The sequence below is a fragment of the Cryobacterium sp. Sr3 genome, assembly GCF_004402835.1.
Taxonomy (GTDB): domain Bacteria; phylum Actinomycetota; class Actinomycetes; order Actinomycetales; family Microbacteriaceae; genus Cryobacterium; species Cryobacterium sandaracinum.
This window is the reverse complement of sequence record NZ_SOFA01000045.1, coordinates 1-17393: the sequence shown is the minus strand read 5'-3', so window position 1 is coordinate 17393 and position 17393 is coordinate 1. Positions and strand designations below refer to the sequence as shown.

At 59.3% G+C, this 17393-nt stretch carries 14 protein-coding genes and 1 pseudogene; 13 read left to right on the top strand and 2 right to left on the bottom strand.

The annotated features are described in order from the left end of the window. On the bottom strand, positions 1-977 hold a 977-nt coding region (locus E3N94_RS15010; RefSeq protein WP_166790122.1), incomplete at its 3' end, for a type IV secretory system conjugative DNA transfer family protein. A gap of 462 nt (positions 978-1439) precedes the next feature. On the opposite strand from E3N94_RS15010, the gene E3N94_RS15005 reads away from it, so the two are divergent. The 13 genes and pseudogenes from E3N94_RS15005 to E3N94_RS17335 all read left to right on the top strand — a co-directional run. Beyond that, a complete protein-coding gene (locus tag E3N94_RS15005; protein WP_134570512.1) occupies positions 1440-1619 on the top strand; it encodes a plantaricin C family lantibiotic in 180 nt (59 codons plus the stop codon). Between the two features lie 51 nt (positions 1620-1670). Continuing rightward, positions 1671-1850 (top strand): class II lanthipeptide, LchA2/BrtA2 family, encoded by a 180-nt coding sequence (locus E3N94_RS15000; RefSeq protein WP_134570511.1) that lies wholly within the window; start codon positions 1671-1673, stop codon positions 1848-1850. Positions 1851-1964: 114 nt separating this feature from the next. Next, a complete protein-coding gene (gene lanM, locus E3N94_RS14995; protein ID WP_166790121.1) occupies positions 1965-4883 on the top strand; it encodes a type 2 lanthipeptide synthetase LanM in 2919 nt (972 codons plus the stop codon). Further along, entirely contained in the window at positions 4880-7039 is a 2160-nt protein-coding gene (locus E3N94_RS14990; protein WP_134570509.1) for a peptidase domain-containing ABC transporter, read from the top strand. The genes lanM (E3N94_RS14995) and E3N94_RS14990 overlap by 4 nt, the downstream gene beginning before the upstream one ends. Positions 7040-7050: 11 nt before the next feature. Continuing rightward, positions 7051-9801 carry a type 2 lanthipeptide synthetase LanM gene (gene lanM / locus E3N94_RS14985; protein WP_134570508.1) on the top strand — a complete coding sequence of 917 codons (2751 nt, stop codon included), beginning with the start codon at positions 7051-7053 and terminating at the stop codon, positions 9799-9801. Next, the gene (locus E3N94_RS14980; RefSeq protein ID WP_166790120.1) at positions 9798-10769 is read left to right on the top strand and encodes an LLM class flavin-dependent oxidoreductase; all 972 of its coding nucleotides are present in this window, start codon (positions 9798-9800) and stop codon (positions 10767-10769) included. Before lanM (E3N94_RS14985) ends, E3N94_RS14980 begins: the two co-directional genes overlap by 4 nt. Continuing rightward, positions 10762-10959 carry a hypothetical protein gene (locus E3N94_RS14975; protein ID WP_134570506.1) on the top strand — a complete coding sequence of 66 codons (198 nt, stop codon included), beginning with the start codon at positions 10762-10764 and terminating at the stop codon, positions 10957-10959. Before E3N94_RS14980 ends, E3N94_RS14975 begins: the two co-directional genes overlap by 8 nt. A 56-nt stretch (positions 10960-11015) precedes the next feature. Continuing rightward, complete coding sequence (locus E3N94_RS14970) at positions 11016-11906, top strand: ATP-binding cassette domain-containing protein (protein WP_198416300.1); 891 nt, start codon at positions 11016-11018, stop codon at positions 11904-11906. Next, positions 11903-12712: a hypothetical protein gene (locus tag E3N94_RS14965; protein WP_134570505.1), complete on the top strand. Its 810-nt coding sequence runs from the start codon at positions 11903-11905 to the stop codon at positions 12710-12712. The genes E3N94_RS14970 and E3N94_RS14965 overlap by 4 nt, the downstream gene beginning before the upstream one ends. 1059 nt (positions 12713-13771) lie before the next feature. Further along, positions 13772-14440, top strand: a complete 669-nt coding sequence (locus tag E3N94_RS17340; RefSeq protein WP_134570504.1) for a ScbR family autoregulator-binding transcription factor — start codon at positions 13772-13774, stop codon at positions 14438-14440. A 1044-nt stretch (positions 14441-15484) separates the two neighbouring features. Next, the gene (locus E3N94_RS14945) at positions 15485-15952 is read left to right on the top strand and encodes a hypothetical protein (RefSeq protein WP_134570502.1); all 468 of its coding nucleotides are present in this window, start codon (positions 15485-15487) and stop codon (positions 15950-15952) included. Then, positions 15942-16310 (top strand): transcriptional regulator, encoded by a 369-nt coding sequence (locus tag E3N94_RS14940; RefSeq protein ID WP_134570501.1) that lies wholly within the window; start codon positions 15942-15944, stop codon positions 16308-16310. The genes E3N94_RS14945 and E3N94_RS14940 overlap by 11 nt, the downstream gene beginning before the upstream one ends. 122 nt (positions 16311-16432) lie before the next feature. Beyond that, positions 16433-16549 (top strand): annotated as a pseudogene (locus E3N94_RS17335) (IS481 family transposase); the annotation flags it as partial. Between the two features lie 398 nt (positions 16550-16947). Here E3N94_RS17335 and E3N94_RS14930 read toward each other — a convergent pair. Beyond that, the gene (locus E3N94_RS14930; protein ID WP_134570499.1) at positions 16948-17352 is read right to left on the bottom strand and encodes a DUF4913 domain-containing protein; all 405 of its coding nucleotides are present in this window, start codon (positions 17350-17352) and stop codon (positions 16948-16950) included. Between the last annotated feature and the right edge of the window lie 41 nt (positions 17353-17393).

The following is a 17393-nucleotide window of genomic DNA, read 5'->3' as shown; positions in this document are numbered from 1 at the left end:
TGCGCGGTGGCGTAGACGCTGCCCTTGGTTTTGTCCGGCCAGCTCAGGATGCCCTCGATCGTGGAGGAGGGCCCGGTTTTTCCGTGGTGGGCGAGGATCTGCTGCACGTCGTACCCCTCAGCCCGGGCGATCCACGCGAACACCTGGGACAGGGGTTCCTGCTCGAGGGCGGCGGCGTAGAAGAAGTACGCGAGCATGTCCCGCCCGGCGGTATCGAACTGGGAGTCACCGCCCCGGTCGGAGGCCTTCCGGGTCGAGGCTTCGAAGATCGCGGCGAGCTCCCGGGCGTCCGAGGCGCTTCGGATGTAGTCGAGCGGGTTGAACACGAAGTCAGGCTGTAGGGCCCGGCGGTAGATGCGGTTGGGGTCGAAGATAAACGACTGGCCATGCCCGGCCCGGCCGGCGAGGGTTTCGCGGACGCCGTCGACTTTGTTGGACGTCATGATCGCGGCGCCAGGGGCTTCGAGCATGTGCCGGATTACGAGGGCGGAGGTTTTGCCGCGGCCGGTGCCGAAGACGTACACGCCCAGGTCCCGCCACCACTGATACACCCACCGGTTCCCCCGGCCGACGAGGCGGCCGACCCGCTCCCCCGCCGGCAGATTCACCGCGGCCGGGTGCAGCTGAGCCGCTTCCTTGGCCCGCAGCTTCTCGCGCAGCACGGCGGACTGCCGGGTGGTGGCCATGTGCCGGAGCGCCACGTTGTTGCGCTTGGTCGACGCCCATTGGGCCTGCTTGGCCAGGATGAACGCAAACAGCCCCACGGCCAGGACCAGGGCAACCACGCTTGTCCAGGTTGCCGAGGGCGGCCACGGTGCGTCCCGGAAGAGGAAGTCCCCCACGAGAGCGGCGGGGTTCCACGGATAGGTCGTGCCGGTGGGGGTGATCATCGCACCGACGTGCACGGCAACAAGCAGGGCCAGTGCGGTGAGGAGGGCGAGGAGGCCGGTCATGATGCGGGCTTTCCAGTCGATCATCTGGTTCTCCTTGCCGCCACGAACATGGTCGGTCGGTGAGTCGGGGCGGTGCGATGCCATCAGCGGGATGAGCCCACCCAATCTTTCGCCACCAACTTTCGTGGTCCCTGCCGCAAGTGATACGCGCTCAAGGTAACGGAACAATAACAAACCGGACGTACGGCTTGTTGCAGGGTGTCTATCAGGTTATTTTCAGATCACTGGAAACAGGTGAAAGTTTTGGGGAGCTTGGATTTTCGGGGAGTTTGGATTTTCTGTGGGTGGGCACTCCGGAGTGACGCGTCCATGGATCACTCCAATTCTGTCCTCCGGGACGGTGGCGGGACTTTGCCCTGAACGCGCGCTTGAGGTGATCTCAGGCTCCGTTCAAAGCACGCGCTTGTCGCGAGAACCACGGGGCACTTGTGTCTGAAACCCATGCAGAAGCGCGATCCAGCAATCAACCGATTGGGAAGGAAAACCATGCAACTTCAACGGAAAACAGGAAACACGGTCGACTGGATTGAGGAGATCAACGAGCAGTCCTTTGACGGAGACGTCTTTGGTGCTTGCACGACGAACACCTTCTCGCTCAGCGACGCCTACGGCAACAACGGCGGATGGTGCACGATTTCCGTCGAGTGCATGTCCTGGTGCGCGTAGCTCCATCCGCGCTCATCGTTTCATCTAAACCATCAACGAAAGGAAAAAACCATGATCAAGAACCTTGAACTCGGTCGCTACACCGACAATGAACTTCTCGAACTCACTGAGGGCGATGTGCACGGCGGGACGACCGTCTTCTGTGTCGCCAGCGTTGCCCTCGCGACCTGGGCCGCGTCGTTCGTCTCGGACAACACTTGTCCCACGACCGCGTGCACCACTCGCTGCTAACGCGCTGAGCTAGATCTCACAGCCCATGCAGCTGGGCGCGCCTCAGACGAATGGCTCAGGCGCGCCTCTCAACATTCGGAGCGATACGCCGAGCTCGGGATGGAAAGTCGTGCTATGAAAAATCTGCTTTACCCGGAACTCACCCTCGAGGAATATGACACGGTGATACGACCGATCGAAGAGACGATCGTGCGTGCCTCCGCGAGCACCCCGATAGTCGTCGATCCAATCGACAGGCCGCTCGCGACATTCGGCGCGGATTCTGAGCAGCACAGCTTCGAGTCAGTCGGCAACGCCATCGCCTCACACCTGTGGCAGAAGAATTGGACGGGCGGGCTCGATCACCAGCTTCAGAACGTCGACCGGTTTCGTCGACAGGCCCTCGCGCAGCTTGGCGAAAGCGTTGTCACCTTGGCTATCCGCCCGCTGGTAGACGCGATGCCGTCGAGCGATGCGAAGGCAGCTCAGACGGTATATCAAACGTTCTGTCGCGACCTGATGCTCGACGGGTTCAAAGGACTTTTCGAGCTTTATCCCGTGTTATCGGAACGAATCAACACCAGCTTGGTGAACCAAATCGCGGCCTACTCGGAAACTCTGCAAAGAATCCACGAGGACCGCCCGACCCTAAGACAGCTGGGTATAGACCCCCGTCCGTCCGTGAGCGCAATCACCACAGCCGGGGACACCCATCACCAGGGACGCTCCGTCAGCATCATCGACTTCCAAGACGGAACGAAGCTCATCTACAAACCCCGATCCGTGGACTCGGAAGCCGGATACAGCCATTTGTGCGCTGAGCTGAATTCGCGTTTCGGGACAACATTTCTGTCCGCACGGGTAATCGCCCGGGCCTCATACGGATATGTCGAATACGTGACAACGACCGCGCCGGAGACAGACTCGATGCGATCCACAGGTGAACTTCTCGCTCTGCTTTACGTCCTCAACGCACGAGATATGCACTATTCGAACATTGTCACAACTCGTCGCGGTCCAGTGCCGGTGGACCTCGAAACCCTCCTCCACCCGTACCGACACAAGGCATCGGGGACCTCCGAATCGCCGCTGAGCGCATACCGACTCCTGGACCGGTCGGTGTACGGCACCGGCGTACTCCCGCTGATCATCACCAGCCCGGGCAGGGACGGTTTCCTAGACGCCGGGTATGTCGGAGGCGGCGAACAAAAAGGGGACACTCCTTTCCGGCAGTTCCGTGTAACAAACGCTTTCCGCTCGGACATGAAGGTGATCTGGGCGCCCGACGCCAGCATCTCGCCGGGCGCCATGCTCACCCAGTCCAGCCAAGGGGCGGAACGCATCCAAAGATCCTGTGAAGAGGTAATCGATGGGTTCACTTCCGCGTACCGGCAATTCTCCGGAGCGAAAGAGTGGATGGGCACCTCGATTGACAAAGCATTCTCGGGGGCAACGCTCCGTTACATTCACAACGCAACTATCCAATACACGCATCTCCTTCGGATGCTCACCGGGTCTGATGCAAGTCACTCAGAGGAACTCGCCCGTGGTCTTGTCCGCCGCATCGGAATAGCCAGCCGTGGCGCAGACGTGCGACTTGTGCGATCAGAGTGCGACCAGCTGTGGGAGGGAGATGTCCCCTACTTCAGCATCGGTGCCGATGACCACATCCTCCATTCTGGCCATGGGTCCAACCCCGTGGGCGAGGTGGACTTCTCGCCGCTGCGCGATGTGCGATTGAAACTGCAGGCCTTATCGGAAAAAGACATGGTGAGGGAAACCGACCTAATCCGCATCGCGTTCTACGCGAAACTTCCCGACCCCCACGATTCAATGCTCGCCAACCAAATCCGCCTTGCATCGCCTGCCATTCATTATGCGAACTCGGGCAAGGAACACGGGAAGCTCCAAGACCTCGGCGTGCGCTTGGGCCTGCAACTGCGAGACGAGATGGTCGACGATCACTTCCCCCACCTCCCGAAAACATGGGTGGGTCCCGTCGCCTCCGGAGATCCCGACCGTCCGTGGCCACCCGGCGTGCTCGGGTACGATCTCTACACTGGGCGCGTCGGTACCGCCCTCAGTCTCTTGGCGGTCGGGCGTGCTGTAGAAGACGACACGCTCATGGAGACAGCAACCGCGGTATTTGAACCGATCGCGAGAATCCTCAGGACCGACTCGTACGAAATGCGAAGTATTGCTCGTGCAGGGATCGGGGCGTACAGCGGCTTCGCCGGAACCCTGTGGAGCCTCGCCACCGCAGGACAAATCGCAGGAAAAAACGACTGGGTCGCATCAGCCAGGCACGGCAGCGAACTCCTGGGTGCGGTGCCACTCAACGACCAGTACTTCGACGTGCTGTCCGGGGGTGTGGGCGCCGAACTGGTGGCAGGGTCGATCACCCCCAGCGCTCGGATGTCGGTGACGGAACAGTGCGCATTCGCGCTGGAGCACAACGTTGTCGAACGCATGGAATACAGCGGATTGGCCCACGGGGTAGCAGGCGTCCTAATGTTTGCTTCCCGTGGCTATTCTCGGACCGGCTCAGTCGACGCACGAAATTTGGCGCTGGCTGCGGTGAACGAGATCAACACCGCGTTTAGGCGTCCAGGAGGACTGGTGCGTACCAACCGCACGGGCTTGGAACGCTCCTCAGACTCGTGGTGCAACGGCGCGGCAGGCATGCTCCTCAGCTTTCACCAGGCTGCGAACGCGGGTCTGCTCGGTCGAGATGATGTGACGCAGATGATGAAGTCCATAGGACCGCAAGTCTCGACGTCCTTGACCATTTGCCATGGAGTCCTTGGACTCTACGAGACGGCTCGAATTCTGTCGACTGATGATGACGTAGCGGCGGCTCTCGCCGAACGTCTTGGCGGCTACCTGAGTCCACAGCACCTAGAAGCGCGCACACGAGATGACAGCAGTCGATACAACTTCAGTCGAAGTCTTATGGCGGGACGTCCCAGCCTCATCTGGCACATCGCCCACCGACTGAATCCGCAACTAGCGCTGCACTCTCCTGCGTTCGTCGCTGGCGGCGCCACCCAATGACGCGGGTTCCGGCAACGCTTCAAGTCGCGCAGACGGAGTGTGGCCTATGTTGCGCGAGGTCCGTGCTTGCACATCATGGCCGCGACCTTTCCCTCTTGGAGATGCGAACGGTCATCGAACCCGGTCGCGACGGATTGAGCCTCAAGCAGATCGGTCAGCTCCTGTCCGCTCAAAAATTGCAGACGCGAATGTACCGGGTGCGCGACCCACGAGGGCTAGATAATCTTCCCACCCCGTTCATCGCCTACTGGAGGAACAATCACTTCGTCGTTGTGGACGATTTAGGTTTTCGGCGCGCAAAAATTATGGACCCTGCGAGCGGGCGGCAAACGGTCACCCGCGAATCGTTCGACGACGACTTCTCGGGGTACGTACTCCTTGCGGAGCCAAAAGAAGACTTTGAGGGACGGAAGCGACCTGCTCTTGCCAATTGGCGCGGCAAGCCAATTTGGCCGAAGAAGTCTGGCGGAAACTACTTTCTTCTCGCCGTCCTGAGCCTCGCCGTTCTTGCGTTTACCCTAGCGATACCAACAATGACGCAGAAATTCGTGGACGCTGCGTCAGGAACCGACTTCAGTCTGGGCTCTGCGATGCTCGGCATCGCCCTGGCCGCTTTAGGGTACATAACGACGCAGCTGGCGCGGACGTACGTCACGACGAACCTCACCCGACGAGTGAGCTGGCAACTGCTGAGCGGCGCCTTCGAACGTCTGATCCGCTTGCCCATCGCCTTTTTTATGAACCGGCCACCGGGCGAGCTCATGTACCGGCTCAACAGCCTCAACCAAGTACGCGACATTCTTGCCACCCAGGTGGTCCAGGGGGTGCTCGACATCCTGACAGTCGCGGTACTAGTGCTGTACATCTTCTCCGTCTCAGCTCAACTGGGGCTTATCGCTCTCGCGCTGGCCAGCCTGGTCGTCATTGCACTCTGGGCCACGCGACGGCTGATTAAAAACGCCACGGACCGCGAGGTCAACGAAACGGCGAAGTCGCAGAGCCTGCAGCTAGATGCGATTGTGTCGATTACCAGCGTCCGAGTGGGCGGCTACGCCTCCACCTACCTCAACGATTGGAAGGAGGCGTACAGCAGCGCACTCGACGCGATGGTGACACGAACACGCATTCAGCAAGCGTGGGCCGGCTCCTTCGTCGGAGGAATTCAGGGGTTTGCTCCTCTGTCGCTCATGATCATCAGTTTCGCGTGGGCCCAGGATGGTCGGGTTACCATCGGGCAGTCCATAGCAGTCCAGGGTGTGTCCGGCCTTCTCTTCGGGCTGAGTACCTCCCTCTTTCAGGCCTTCACTCAAATCACGGTTGCGGGAAGCTATCTTGAGCGTGCCGACGAGATCTACGGCACCAAGCCTGAGCGGTCAGGGGGATCGGCCACCAGCCTCCCTCACGGCGGGCTTCGTCTCGATGACGTCTCCTTCCAATACACGGATCATTCCCCGGCGGTTCTTGAGGACATCAGCCTGAACATTCCGTCCGGATCGACACTGGCGATTGTGGGCGAATCCGGCTCTGGGAAATCGACTCTCGGCAAGATCATCGCGAGCCTCTACGAGCCAACATCCGGAACAGTTCGGTACGGAGGGATCGAGCACCAAACCTTCAACTTGGATTCTCTCCGCCAGAACATTGGATATCTCCCGCAAGAGGGATACCTGCACAATCGCACAATCGTGGCAAACCTAATTCTTGGAACGCAGATTTCAGAAGCGGAAGCGATCACGTTCGGTGAGTCGTTGGACTTTTTGGACTTCGTCAAGACATTGCCGATGGGATACCAGACCGTAGTTGCGGAAATGGGGCAAAACCTGTCGGGCGGTCAACGGCAACGTGTCTTGATGGCGAAAGCGCTTCTGAGGCGGCCCCAGATCTTGGTGATGGATGAGGCGACCTCCGCGTTGGATAACCGCAATCAATGGCTGATTCAAGACAAATTGCAAGAGCTGGATTGCACCCAAGTGATCATCGCGCATCGACTATCCACCGTCGAGCATGCCGACTCTATTGCCGTACTTCAAAACGGCCACCTAGTCGAACAAGGCACCCACGCCGAACTATTGGCCCGTGACGGCGTCTACACATCGATGTACCGACAGTCAGCCGACCAAGGCCTACAAGACACGCCCTCCTACGCAGGAAACTGAGACTTCCACGAATGAACTACATCAACGCGACATTCATCGAGTACTACCGCGCGAAGCTCCACACCGTCGAAAGTCAACGCGGATCGGACTTCGCGGAAGGTGTTCTGGAAACCGCGGCGGAACAATGCCTGGCGGGCCGATTGAACTTGCTCGTCGCGCGTGTTTATGTCGTCGAGTTCCACCGCTACCGTGAATCGCTTGGCCTTCCCGCCGACCCGCTGTCCGAGATCGCCTCAAAAAGCTACGCCGCAGAATTCAGTGAGGCCACGGTCCTCGACTGGTTCACCACCTACCCGCGCCTGAAGTCGATGTTGGATCAGGTCGTTGAGAACAGTGTGCGTCATATCGGTGAAATTGCTGAGCGCTTCGCATCAGATCGATCCCTCCTCGTTTCCGAGGGGCTCCTCGGTGACCGATCTACTCCCTCCTCGATCCGCCAGATGGCAGCCGACTCGCATAACCAAGGTCGCACGGTGGCTGTGATCGGATTCGATAGCGGAGACAAACTGATCTATAAACCCCGCAGCTTAGGGGCGGAATGTATGATTCGTCGGCTATTGCGCGTGTTAGGCGATGCGCAAGGACGTGACCTGGAGCACTGCGCGCCACGATCAGTTGACCGCATCTCCTATGGATGGCAGGAGTTTATCTCCACAGACAATGCCAAGACCAACGAGGACGTCTCCAACTACTACGAGGAGCTTGGCGCGGTAACAGCTCTCATGGGGGTCATCGGTGCTTCCGACCTGCATCACGAAAACGTACTGGCGGATCAGGATCACCCAGTCCTGCTCGATTTGGAAACCGCGCTAAGCGCGATGATCTCCTTCAACTCAGACACAATCCCGTGGGCGCTGATTGGGCGCGTCAAACTTTCTGCGGCGAACACAATGCTCCTACCCCAACGCATGCCGTCTGGGCCGTACAGCATCCTGATGGGGGGAATCGGTATCCCTTACGAGCAAATATCCGAACGAACAGATTATGTTCAAGTCGACGTAGACACGGACGCTGTTGATATAGCGAGGAAAAACTTCCCGCACCGCCAAACCGACAACGTCCTGCGCCGCTCAGATGGAACCACAACCGATGTGTTGGATTATCAGGATGAATTTTTTCGTGGCTACCGCAACACATATCGAGCTATCGAACTTCACTCCGACGTGCTCTGGGAGGTTCTCAGCGCCGAAAGCTTTCCCATCCGCCAGATTTTGCGATCAACCGCTGTATACGCGAAACTCCTCGACGCACTAACCCACCCGGACAACCTCAAGGACGACGAGGCAGCGCAGCGAGTATATGCAGTCCTCAGCCCTCCGATGGGCAACTACCCGTGGACCGCTTTCTCTCGCCGTTTCCTTGCGGCGGAGGAGAAAGCAGCGTTGGAGCAGGGCGACATACCGCTTTTCACCGTGGATAGCGCCGATGTCCGAGTCCGTAGTGGACGGCGCACGGGACACGTTTTATGGAATCTCAGTCCGCTCGACCGGGCAAAGGTGGGCCTCAGGTCAATGTCTGTTCGGGGACTTGCGCAGGAGGAGAACTTGATCCACGAAGGTATGGCGGAACTGCGCGTGGAGCGCATCGAGCGCAACCTGCCGATGCCGAAGAACCCTCCTCGCCCTTTCGCCAACGCATGGAAGGACGGCAGTCTCGACGCCGAGACGGCCATTGCGGAATTCCGTGCTCTTGCCGTCGAGGTGGACGGAGCACAGGGACGCGAAGTTGGGTGGCTCGGTACGTCCGTCGGACGGCAACGCATGACCTACGAGCCGGGGATATCCGTCGCCTTCCATGACGCGGGCGGCGTTGCCGCACTGTTTGCTCGTTCTGCGGACCAAGATCCGGGCGACCGCAACAAAACCACCTTCTCCGCAGATGTAGACCGGGGAATCGCTTCAATCGAGCGCCAACAGCGCGAGAGCTTGCAGGCGAATCCGCTGTCGGCAATATCCGGTCCGATTTCGCTGGAGTACTTGTTCGGTCACGGTGCCGCTCGCATCGAAGCAATAGAGATGTACGTCGACGACATGTTGAGCACTGGGACGTCAGAACAGCTCAATAACGCTGACGCCCTTCTCGGACTGCCGGGTGCAGGGCTGATCCTGTCAGGACTACCAGACACCGACAAAATGCTCATGGCCCGAGTTCGGGCGGCGACAGCGCTCTCTGGCGGGCGAAAAGGAGAGTGGGACCTGGCGCACGGTGACGTCGGCCTTGACTGGAGCCAATTCAGGATGGCGAAAGCGTTAGACGATTACAGCGGGGCGGCCCTCATCGCTGAACGGATCCGCGAAAAAATCGTGAGGGCCCCCGATGACCTACCGATCGGCTGGTGTAGCGGAGCGGGGGGACTGATCATGGTCGCAGGGGATTTGGCCCGCGCCGGAACCCCGATTCCTGACCTTCGCCGTTTGATAAACCTGGCCTGCGCCCTAGAGGGCTCCCACGTCGAGATAGACCTCAGTGTTTGCCATGGTGCGGCAGGCGTCGTCCAGTCGCTGGTGTGGCTAGCCGATTGCCTCGAGGAAACATGGCCACTTGACGACGCAGAAAACTACTGGAACGCGGCCATGGCAAAAGCCGCCAGCGACGGCTACTACATCGGGGCACAAGAAAACTACAGCGCACTGGGCTATTTCCTCGGATGGTCCGGCGTGCTTGACACTATGACGTTGTTAAAAGGAGCGCTGGAGGGCCGACGAGAGTGGGTTCCGCTGAGCTTGACCGACACGACCCGAGCAACGGCGAACCGACTGTGAAAGTTTCCATCCTCTTTGCGGCGCAAGCCGATGGAGTCGCCGACCTCAAACTGTACGGGAGGCTTGCGGAACAACAGTCCTGCCGGTTGTGGATCGGCCAGTCTCTGCTCGTGGAGAGCCACCAGTTGTTTGCAGCACTGGCCGGATCTGGCATGTCCATCGATGTCGGGATCAGCGTTGCCATCGCTCCATTAAGAACACCGTACGATGCCGCTGTGCAAGCACGGTCCCTCGCCAAGCTCATGCGGCGATCTGTCAGCGTGGCCTACGGAATAGGCACGCCCGCGTTTGCCGAGACGTTGAACGCCGCTGCAGGGTCGACACCGGGAAGCTTCACGAGAGAGTACGTGCGCGACGTGAAGTCGCTCGTCAACGGGGCTGGAATCAATTCAGAAGGACCGAACCCCGTGCGTCTCTATCCGATGGACGCACCATCGGTCGAAATTGGGTGTGGACTATTACGGCCCCGGATGGCGGTGAAGGCCGGCGCGGTCGCCGATTTTGTCGTCACCTGGCTCACTCCGAAAAGCTACCTGCACAACGTCCTGATGCCTGAGCTCCAGCGCGGCGCGGATAGCGAAAACCGAGAACGACCTCGCGTCGTTGCAATCCTCCAGTGTGCAATCGCCGCTGATACAAGGAACCCCGTGCAGTTGAGTTACGTGGGGTACAGCGGCCATCTTCAGCAACCCCACTATCGCGACATGTTAGCGAAGGCCGGAGCTGTCCTCACAGGGGAAATCGCAAATGACGTGCGAGCGACTCTGAAAACAGGCATTTTTGCGTACGGCTCTGCTTCTGAGATTGCAGACGAAATCCGAACCTATGCGGATATCGGCGTCGATGAAGTGGTTCTCAATATGGTGGGGGTCGCCGCTGTTGAGGGGCACCAAGCTGCAATAGACGACATGAAACAGGTCATGGACTGCCTCGAATCACGAACTACAACAGGAGCGAAAAATGAATGAAACGATGAAACTAATTCTCTACAAGGGAAAATACTGGGTCCCGGTGCTCCCGCTGGCACTGGTTGCGGGGCTGCTGCTGGGTTCCGGGAACCTGTTCCTCGGCGCGGTAGTGCTCGCTGCCACAGTGGTGGCTGCGATTTGGCTCTTCAACAAAATCGACCGTCCCTCCACCAAGCGGTCACGCGATTGAGGCCCTCAAACGAGGGCATCGCCTTTGAATCTGTCTTCAAGCAGTTCGGTTCCAACGTGGTGCTGGGTGGGTTGACGGCGTCTATCCCGCCAGGCCGCATCACAGGTCTCCTGGGGCCGAACGGGTCAGGCAAATCCACGCTGTTGCGAATACTGCTCGGGTTAGTGCGGGCGGATAGCGGTCACGCGTTGATTCGGGGCAAGCGTGTCCGAGACATGCCCTTCCCCGTCCAGGAAGTCGGCGCGCTACTCGATGCTGCGTGGGTGCACCCCAACCGGTCGGCCCTGAACCATCTCAGATGGATCGCCCGTGCATCAGATCTTCCGGACCGGAACGCGTCGCAGGCGTTAGCATCCGTAGGCCTCGCCGATGTGGGCGACCGAAAAGTCGGCCGATTTTCGCTGGGAATGAAACAGCGCCTGGGTATCGCGGCGACACTTCTGGGTAATCCGGATGTGTTGGTCTTTGACGAGCCGCTGAACGGTTTGGATCAGTCGGGCGTTGAATTCGTTCGTGAGTTCCTCCTCCGTGAGGCCGAGCGTGGCCGGACCGTACTTATTGCGTCGCACCTGCTGCCGGAGATGGCGCTCGTTGCGGATGACTTGTTGGTGCTGGGTAGAGGAACTCTCCTCTTCAACGGCAGCCTCGACGATTTTGTGAAGGACAACGCGGCGACAGTAGAGGTGGTCTATGACCCTGAACTCATAAACGAACTCCCAATTGAGGCGACTACGGTGGCGCACGGATGGACGTGGACGGTCCATTCCAGAAGTGCAAGGGGCGCCACCGGCTCCGTTGGCGGGGCTTCGACGTCAGAAGTAATGGCGGCATTCTTCGAATTCAGGGCAGGGATTATCAGTATCTCCGAAGGGCATTCGCTCGAGGAGCGCTACCTCCAACTGACATCCGCAGCTACGGAATTCCGAACGAAAAGTGAACCGTCATGAAACCCCTGATCCGGTCGATCCAGTCCGAAGTAATCAAACTGATCAGCACCCGACTCCTCGCGATCTGCCTTCTGAGCGCGTTGCTCTTGTCAGTGGGTGCAACAAGCCTCCTTGCAGCGACGGTTGCCCAGCAGGTGAACTATTGCAATGCAAGCGACTGCTCAAACGGTCCGATTCCGGTCATCCTGCCAATGGTGACAATGGGATTCTTAGGCGACGGTACTCTGGGCGTCGGATTGACTGCTCTGATGATTCTCAGCGCCATGGTTCTGTTGGTGGAGTATTCCCACAGCACGATCCAGATGACATTCATCGCAACACCTCGGCGATCGACCGTTCTCATTGGGAAGGCCGTGGTCGGATTTGCGATCACCGCCGTTAGCGCTGCGGTTTGCCTGGTCACATCTGCGCTCGCATTCCGGTTGGTGGCCGGCGAGGCAGCGCGTGATCTAGAGATCTTTGGCCAGCCAGCGTGGAGTCTCTACGTCACTGGAGCTCTAACTGCCGGTGTGGCTGCAGTCTTTGCGCTCGGTATCGCGGCGCTTTTCCGGAATGTGGCGGCAGCCATCGCGATCGTGGTTTTGTGGCCCAGCGTGGTAGAGCTGATGCTGCCGCAGCTATTCGGTGAGCGTGCTGCCGATGCAGCGGTATTCCTCCCGTTCTTGAACGCCCGGAACTTCATGGGGTTGGATGCCGGGGTCGATTTCCACTGGTCTCCGGCCGGCAGCGGTCTCTATTTCCTCGTGTTTGCAGTTGTCATTTTCGTCGCGGGCGTGCTGATGAGTCGGCGCGCGGATAACTACTGAAGACCGGAGTCACTGCGGGGCACGCCTATCGCCGGCGTGCCCCGCCGACGGGTTCAACGTTCAGTTCAGCCCAGGAAGAACGACCTCGGTGTCACGGAACAAGGACGCTCCATGAGTCGCCTCGATCTGCTTCTGACCGCCCCGCTTCTTGCCATAGTTTTCCGCTCGCGTACCAATGATCCTGGGCGATCATCCGGACCTGGTGCTGTGTGAAACCTACTGTTTCGAGAAGAGGAAGTGCTTCCACGAGCGTGAAGCTACGCTCAGACGCCGTAGCGCCTAATGCGGGACTGAGACGGTGGAGGAGATCACTGAGGCTCAGGGGCGTCGAATACGCCGCATGGAGGGCTCCGCGAAATGGCGACGCGCGCATCGCAAGGTGGGCAGTCGCTGCGCCCAGGTCGCCGACTTCGATGATTGATAGTTTCGCTCGGCCGTGGTCCAGGGTCCCACGAAGTGTCCGAATCATCTGTTCGATGCCTGGACCCACCCACTTGTCTCCGTGCCCGACGACAAGAGCGGGACGAACGCTACATCCGCCTGTGTCTAACACCGCTTGGTCTCCCGCCGCCCTCTTCCGGCTTGTCATCGACTCGGGACGTAGTGGAAGTTCGTCCTCGTGTTCGCCCCGGTGCGGGCCTGATCCGTACACAGCAGTTGTGCTGACATGCACTAAGCCCAGTACGCCGGCCATTCGACATGCTTTTGCCAAGTTGGCAACCCCGTCCTGGTTCACTGCAATGGAGATGCTCTCATCAGATCCAACGTAGGACGCGGCGTTGATCACGCAGTGGGCACCTTCGACAGCGCGCGCCAGGGAATCAACGTCATCCAATTCCGCCCGAACCTGTTTGATTCCGCTCGTGGGCCACGGAGAACTGTCCGATCTCGTCAATACCGTAGGGTGAACCATCGGTGATGACGTGAGAGTCCGTAGCACCCGTGATCCGATGAAACCGGTAGCCCCTACAAGAACGATCGGTTTGGGTTCTCTATCGCTGGGCTCTTCGTGAAGAATTGTGTCCGCCGTTCGACTAGTTCGAGATGAAAGTTGAGTAGATGGTTCTGCAAGACCGGGCTAAAGCCACCAGGGACGCTATTCTTCTCGGCGCTGCGTCGGTTTTTGAGGAAGTGGGATATGGCAACGCATCGATCTCACAAGTCGCTGATCGGGCGTCGGTAACTAAAGGGGCTTTGTACTTCCACTTCCCGTCTAAACAGGCGCTTGCTATCGCCGTCATAAGCGCCCAGCACGCCCTGGTGACCGACGCCGCCGCTGAGATTACCGCGGCGGACAATTCTGCTCTGGAATCCATGATCTTGATGTGCGGATCGTTTGCGCGACAGTTGGTGTCAGATCCAATCGTCCGGGCGGGGATTAGGCTGACGCTGGAAGCCGCAGCGTTCGGGCATCTAGTGCAGGAACCTTACGAGGACTGGATTCGCTCGATGAGCGAGCTCGCCGCACTCGCGCAACTGCAGGGAGATCTGCACCCATCGTTGGATACCGACAAACTTGCCCGATATATCGTGGCGTCATTCACGGGGGTTCAAATGGTGTCCGAAGTGCTCACCGACCGAGCCGACGTTCTGGAGCGGGTTCACCAGATGTGGGATCTTCTCCTCCCGAGCATCGCTCCTTCGTTGCCCCGCGGTAAGGCGAATTTGGCGAATCTGATACTCGAGGACCCATTGGCGAGACGTCCGAGTGGACGCGAGCGAAGGTAGCTGTCATATGCGTTTCTTCGTTCGACTGGATCGTCACTGTCCAGGTGTCGGTGATGCCGTCGGACGATGGGGCAGTCAACGCGGTAACTGTCTGTATCTGATCGAGTTCGGCTATCGAATGGAATGACGCTCGAAGCTCAGAGAAGTCGAGATTCGGATCATTCACCTTGAGCCGGATCGCTTGCCGCGCAGCCTCTAGTAGCACCGTGCCAGGAACGTGATCTAGAGTGTGGTCGAAATAAACCGGGTGGGTGACGTCCACCCGAAGCGGCCAGTTGTCGTTTCCGGCCGAGTGAACTAGCAGTACCCCCGAGTGAGTCGTCACACCGACCCGAGACGGTTCTACCGCCACCATCCGATGGGCAGCAGCAGCAGCTTCTCTGTGTCTGTTTCGATAGCGAAAATACGACCGAGGATCGATAATCCGCGCTCCCGCGCTCGCCCGTCCAATGAGCCTGCCGTCGCAGGTGAAAGTTCCGTCCACACGCAGTCCCACAACGCTCTTGGGGGTTCGACGAACCTCTACCGCAGACAGTTTGAGGCGCAGCTCAGCGGGACGGTCCCCACTGCCCAAATAGTCTTCACAGCGAGTGACCTGCATGTTGGGCATCAGAAAGCTGTGTTCAAGAGGAACGGCATAGCCGAGGTGGGCGACCAGGACCGTAGCCTGCCGGAATGTCTCGGTCAGCAGTGCGGAGTCAACGGCGCCGTTCAGGGTTCGATAAAACATATGACTTCGAGGCCACTGTGCGCTGATTTCGAACTCGTCCTCACCTGTCTGAGAGAACGACGTCAGATAGACCTCTGCGATGGCCGCCCGATGCACCAATTCTCGGGGCACTGTCCGGCTGAAGGCGGTTTGCTCGCTAAGAATGATGATCGGCCCTCCCCAAAATGACTCTTCCACGCGAGAGCATACCGGTTGTATGGTTTCAATTTGAGTCGAATGCGAGCCCTTATCGCATTCGCAGGTTACTGACGGCGAGCAGCACTGCTCGTATTTTTCACTTGCTTGAACAGAAAGTAATAAGTAGACTTTCTGTTATGGAAAGCGAAAGAGACTCTGACGAAAACGACACTCGAGTAAGTTCGACGACTGCCAGCGGTGTGCTGGACACCTTGAATAATGACCGCGACGTACTTGTGTCGTTTGTTACAACTCCGCCATGGCTGTACCCGGCGCTTGGGGTGATTCTTGCGCTATTTGTGGCATCGCCCGCGATTGGATCCGGTGTTGGTCCCAGTTTTGCTGTGGTCGCTGTGCTGGCGCTCCTGTTCGCCTCCCGCGTGACCAGTCGAGTTCGACGTGTTCGGCTTGGATGGCGCGGGATGTTCGTAGTCGCCGGGCTTGTCGCGGTTGTCTTGGTGATGCTCAGCACGTCACTTGGACTTCTCGCGCTCAAGTTGAACTGGTGGACCATCGCGCCGGTCGCCGCTACTTTTGCCGCGACGTTGGCGTTCGGACGGCTGTTCGACCGTTTCCAGGTGCAGGACATTCGCCGTGGGCGCTGAGCCGAGATTCAACGAAGTAATTCACGCGCCACTGCGTCTGAGGATCTGCGGGCTTCTGCGAGTTGCCGACGAGATTGACTTCGCTGTCCTACGGGAAGCGTTGGTTGTCAGCGACGTCAACTTGTCGAAACACTTGAAGGCTTTGGTGGAGGCAGGGCTGGTGACGACCACGAAAAGTGCGTCCACAGGTCGGACCGACTTACGCAGGGTGACATGGTGCAAATTGACCGGGGATGGACGAAACGCGTTCGACGCGCACGTCGAGGCACTGCGACTTATCACTGCGGGAGCTGGATTGGATCCCCAACTCAACGGGCTGGCACAGCCCCAGATCGACAAATTCGACCGTCGGCGTTGACGACCGGACTTTCCTCGGTCCGTCTCACTCGGCGAGCTCCTGCTCCAGCCCGGCGCCACCGGCGCCACCGGCGACGCTTGGACGCGATCGAGGCTGAACGTTGTGCGAGAGCCCTTGGGTGCACCGAAACCGCCTGCCGCAACGCGCTACCGCGGTGGCTGCACGAATACAATCACCACAAGCCCCACACGGCCGTTAGAGGACGCCCACCCATCAGCCGATTAACTAACGTGCCTGGCCTTGAACCCGGAGAGTGGCCACGGGCAAAGCGGAGAGTGGGATCTCTGCGGCCTGTGGAGAGTCTTGCATCTACGAAGTCAACTAGTGTGACGTGCCCGATCGAGGAGTGCCGGCGGCGGCGGTTGTAGCGGTCCTTGATGCACTTGTGAATTTGGGCAGTACCAGACCTTCCCGCAGCGGGTCCGACAAGGCATAGGCCTGATCGTCACCTTGACCAATCCGAAGCAATTCGCCCTGACCCTTGAGGACGAGGAAGTTCCGGCTGCGTTCCTCGCGACGCAGTCGGAACATCCAGTGTTCTGACCCTCTTCGAACAGCTCCATCTTGTGTTGATGAATTGTCGATTAGTGATCAATTTCTGTCGGGGCACGTTCCAAAACGCACGTGGCGAACGCTGCTAGAGCTCCACGTCGTCGGGTGGCATCGACGCCGGTACGATCCTGGCGGTGTCTTTGCGGCGGTGGAGGTGTCCTTGGTCGGGGTCGCAGTCGCGGAAGGGCCCGTTTCCTTTGTCGAAGATGACGGCGGCGTGGTGGTCCCAGTGGTTGATCCACCAGGACGACACAGCGCCGGCGTCGCCGTCCATGACGCTGGCGTCGGCTTGCATGCTGGCCTGCCAGAGGGCTTTGAAGCGGGCGACGACTTCGGGGTGTAGCCACCATTGGGTGCACCACGGTGTTGGTTTGGTGCCGGTCACCTCGACGGTGGCGAGGTGCCCGGTCAACCAGTCGAGGAACATTTGGCGGACGTCGACCGCGTCCTCTTCAGGGCCGGTCGAGTCGTCGTCGTCGTGCTCAGCCATGGGCTGCTACCTCCGCTGCAGTGGTGTCGTCGGGAACCGCG

Coding starts and splice junctions, on each gene's coding strand:
- E3N94_RS15005 (WP_134570512.1), top strand. CDS start 1,440: ATGCAACTTCAACGGAAAACAGGAAACACGGTCGACTGGATTGAGGAG.
- E3N94_RS15000 (WP_134570511.1), top strand. CDS start 1,671: ATGATCAAGAACCTTGAACTCGGTCGCTACACCGACAATGAACTTCTC.
- lanM (WP_166790121.1), top strand. CDS start 1,965: ATGAAAAATCTGCTTTACCCGGAACTCACCCTCGAGGAATATGACACG.
- E3N94_RS14990 (WP_134570509.1), top strand. CDS start 4,880: ATGACGCGGGTTCCGGCAACGCTTCAAGTCGCGCAGACGGAGTGTGGC.
- lanM (WP_134570508.1), top strand. CDS start 7,051: ATGAACTACATCAACGCGACATTCATCGAGTACTACCGCGCGAAGCTC.
- E3N94_RS14975 (WP_134570506.1), top strand. CDS start 10,762: ATGAATGAAACGATGAAACTAATTCTCTACAAGGGAAAATACTGGGTC.
- E3N94_RS14965 (WP_134570505.1), top strand. CDS start 11,903: ATGAAACCCCTGATCCGGTCGATCCAGTCCGAAGTAATCAAACTGATC.
- E3N94_RS17340 (WP_134570504.1), top strand. CDS start 13,772: ATGGTTCTGCAAGACCGGGCTAAAGCCACCAGGGACGCTATTCTTCTC.
- E3N94_RS14945 (WP_134570502.1), top strand. CDS start 15,485: ATGGAAAGCGAAAGAGACTCTGACGAAAACGACACTCGAGTAAGTTCG.
- E3N94_RS14930 (WP_134570499.1), bottom strand. CDS start 17,352: ATGGCTGAGCACGACGACGACGACTCGACCGGCCCTGAAGAGGACGCG.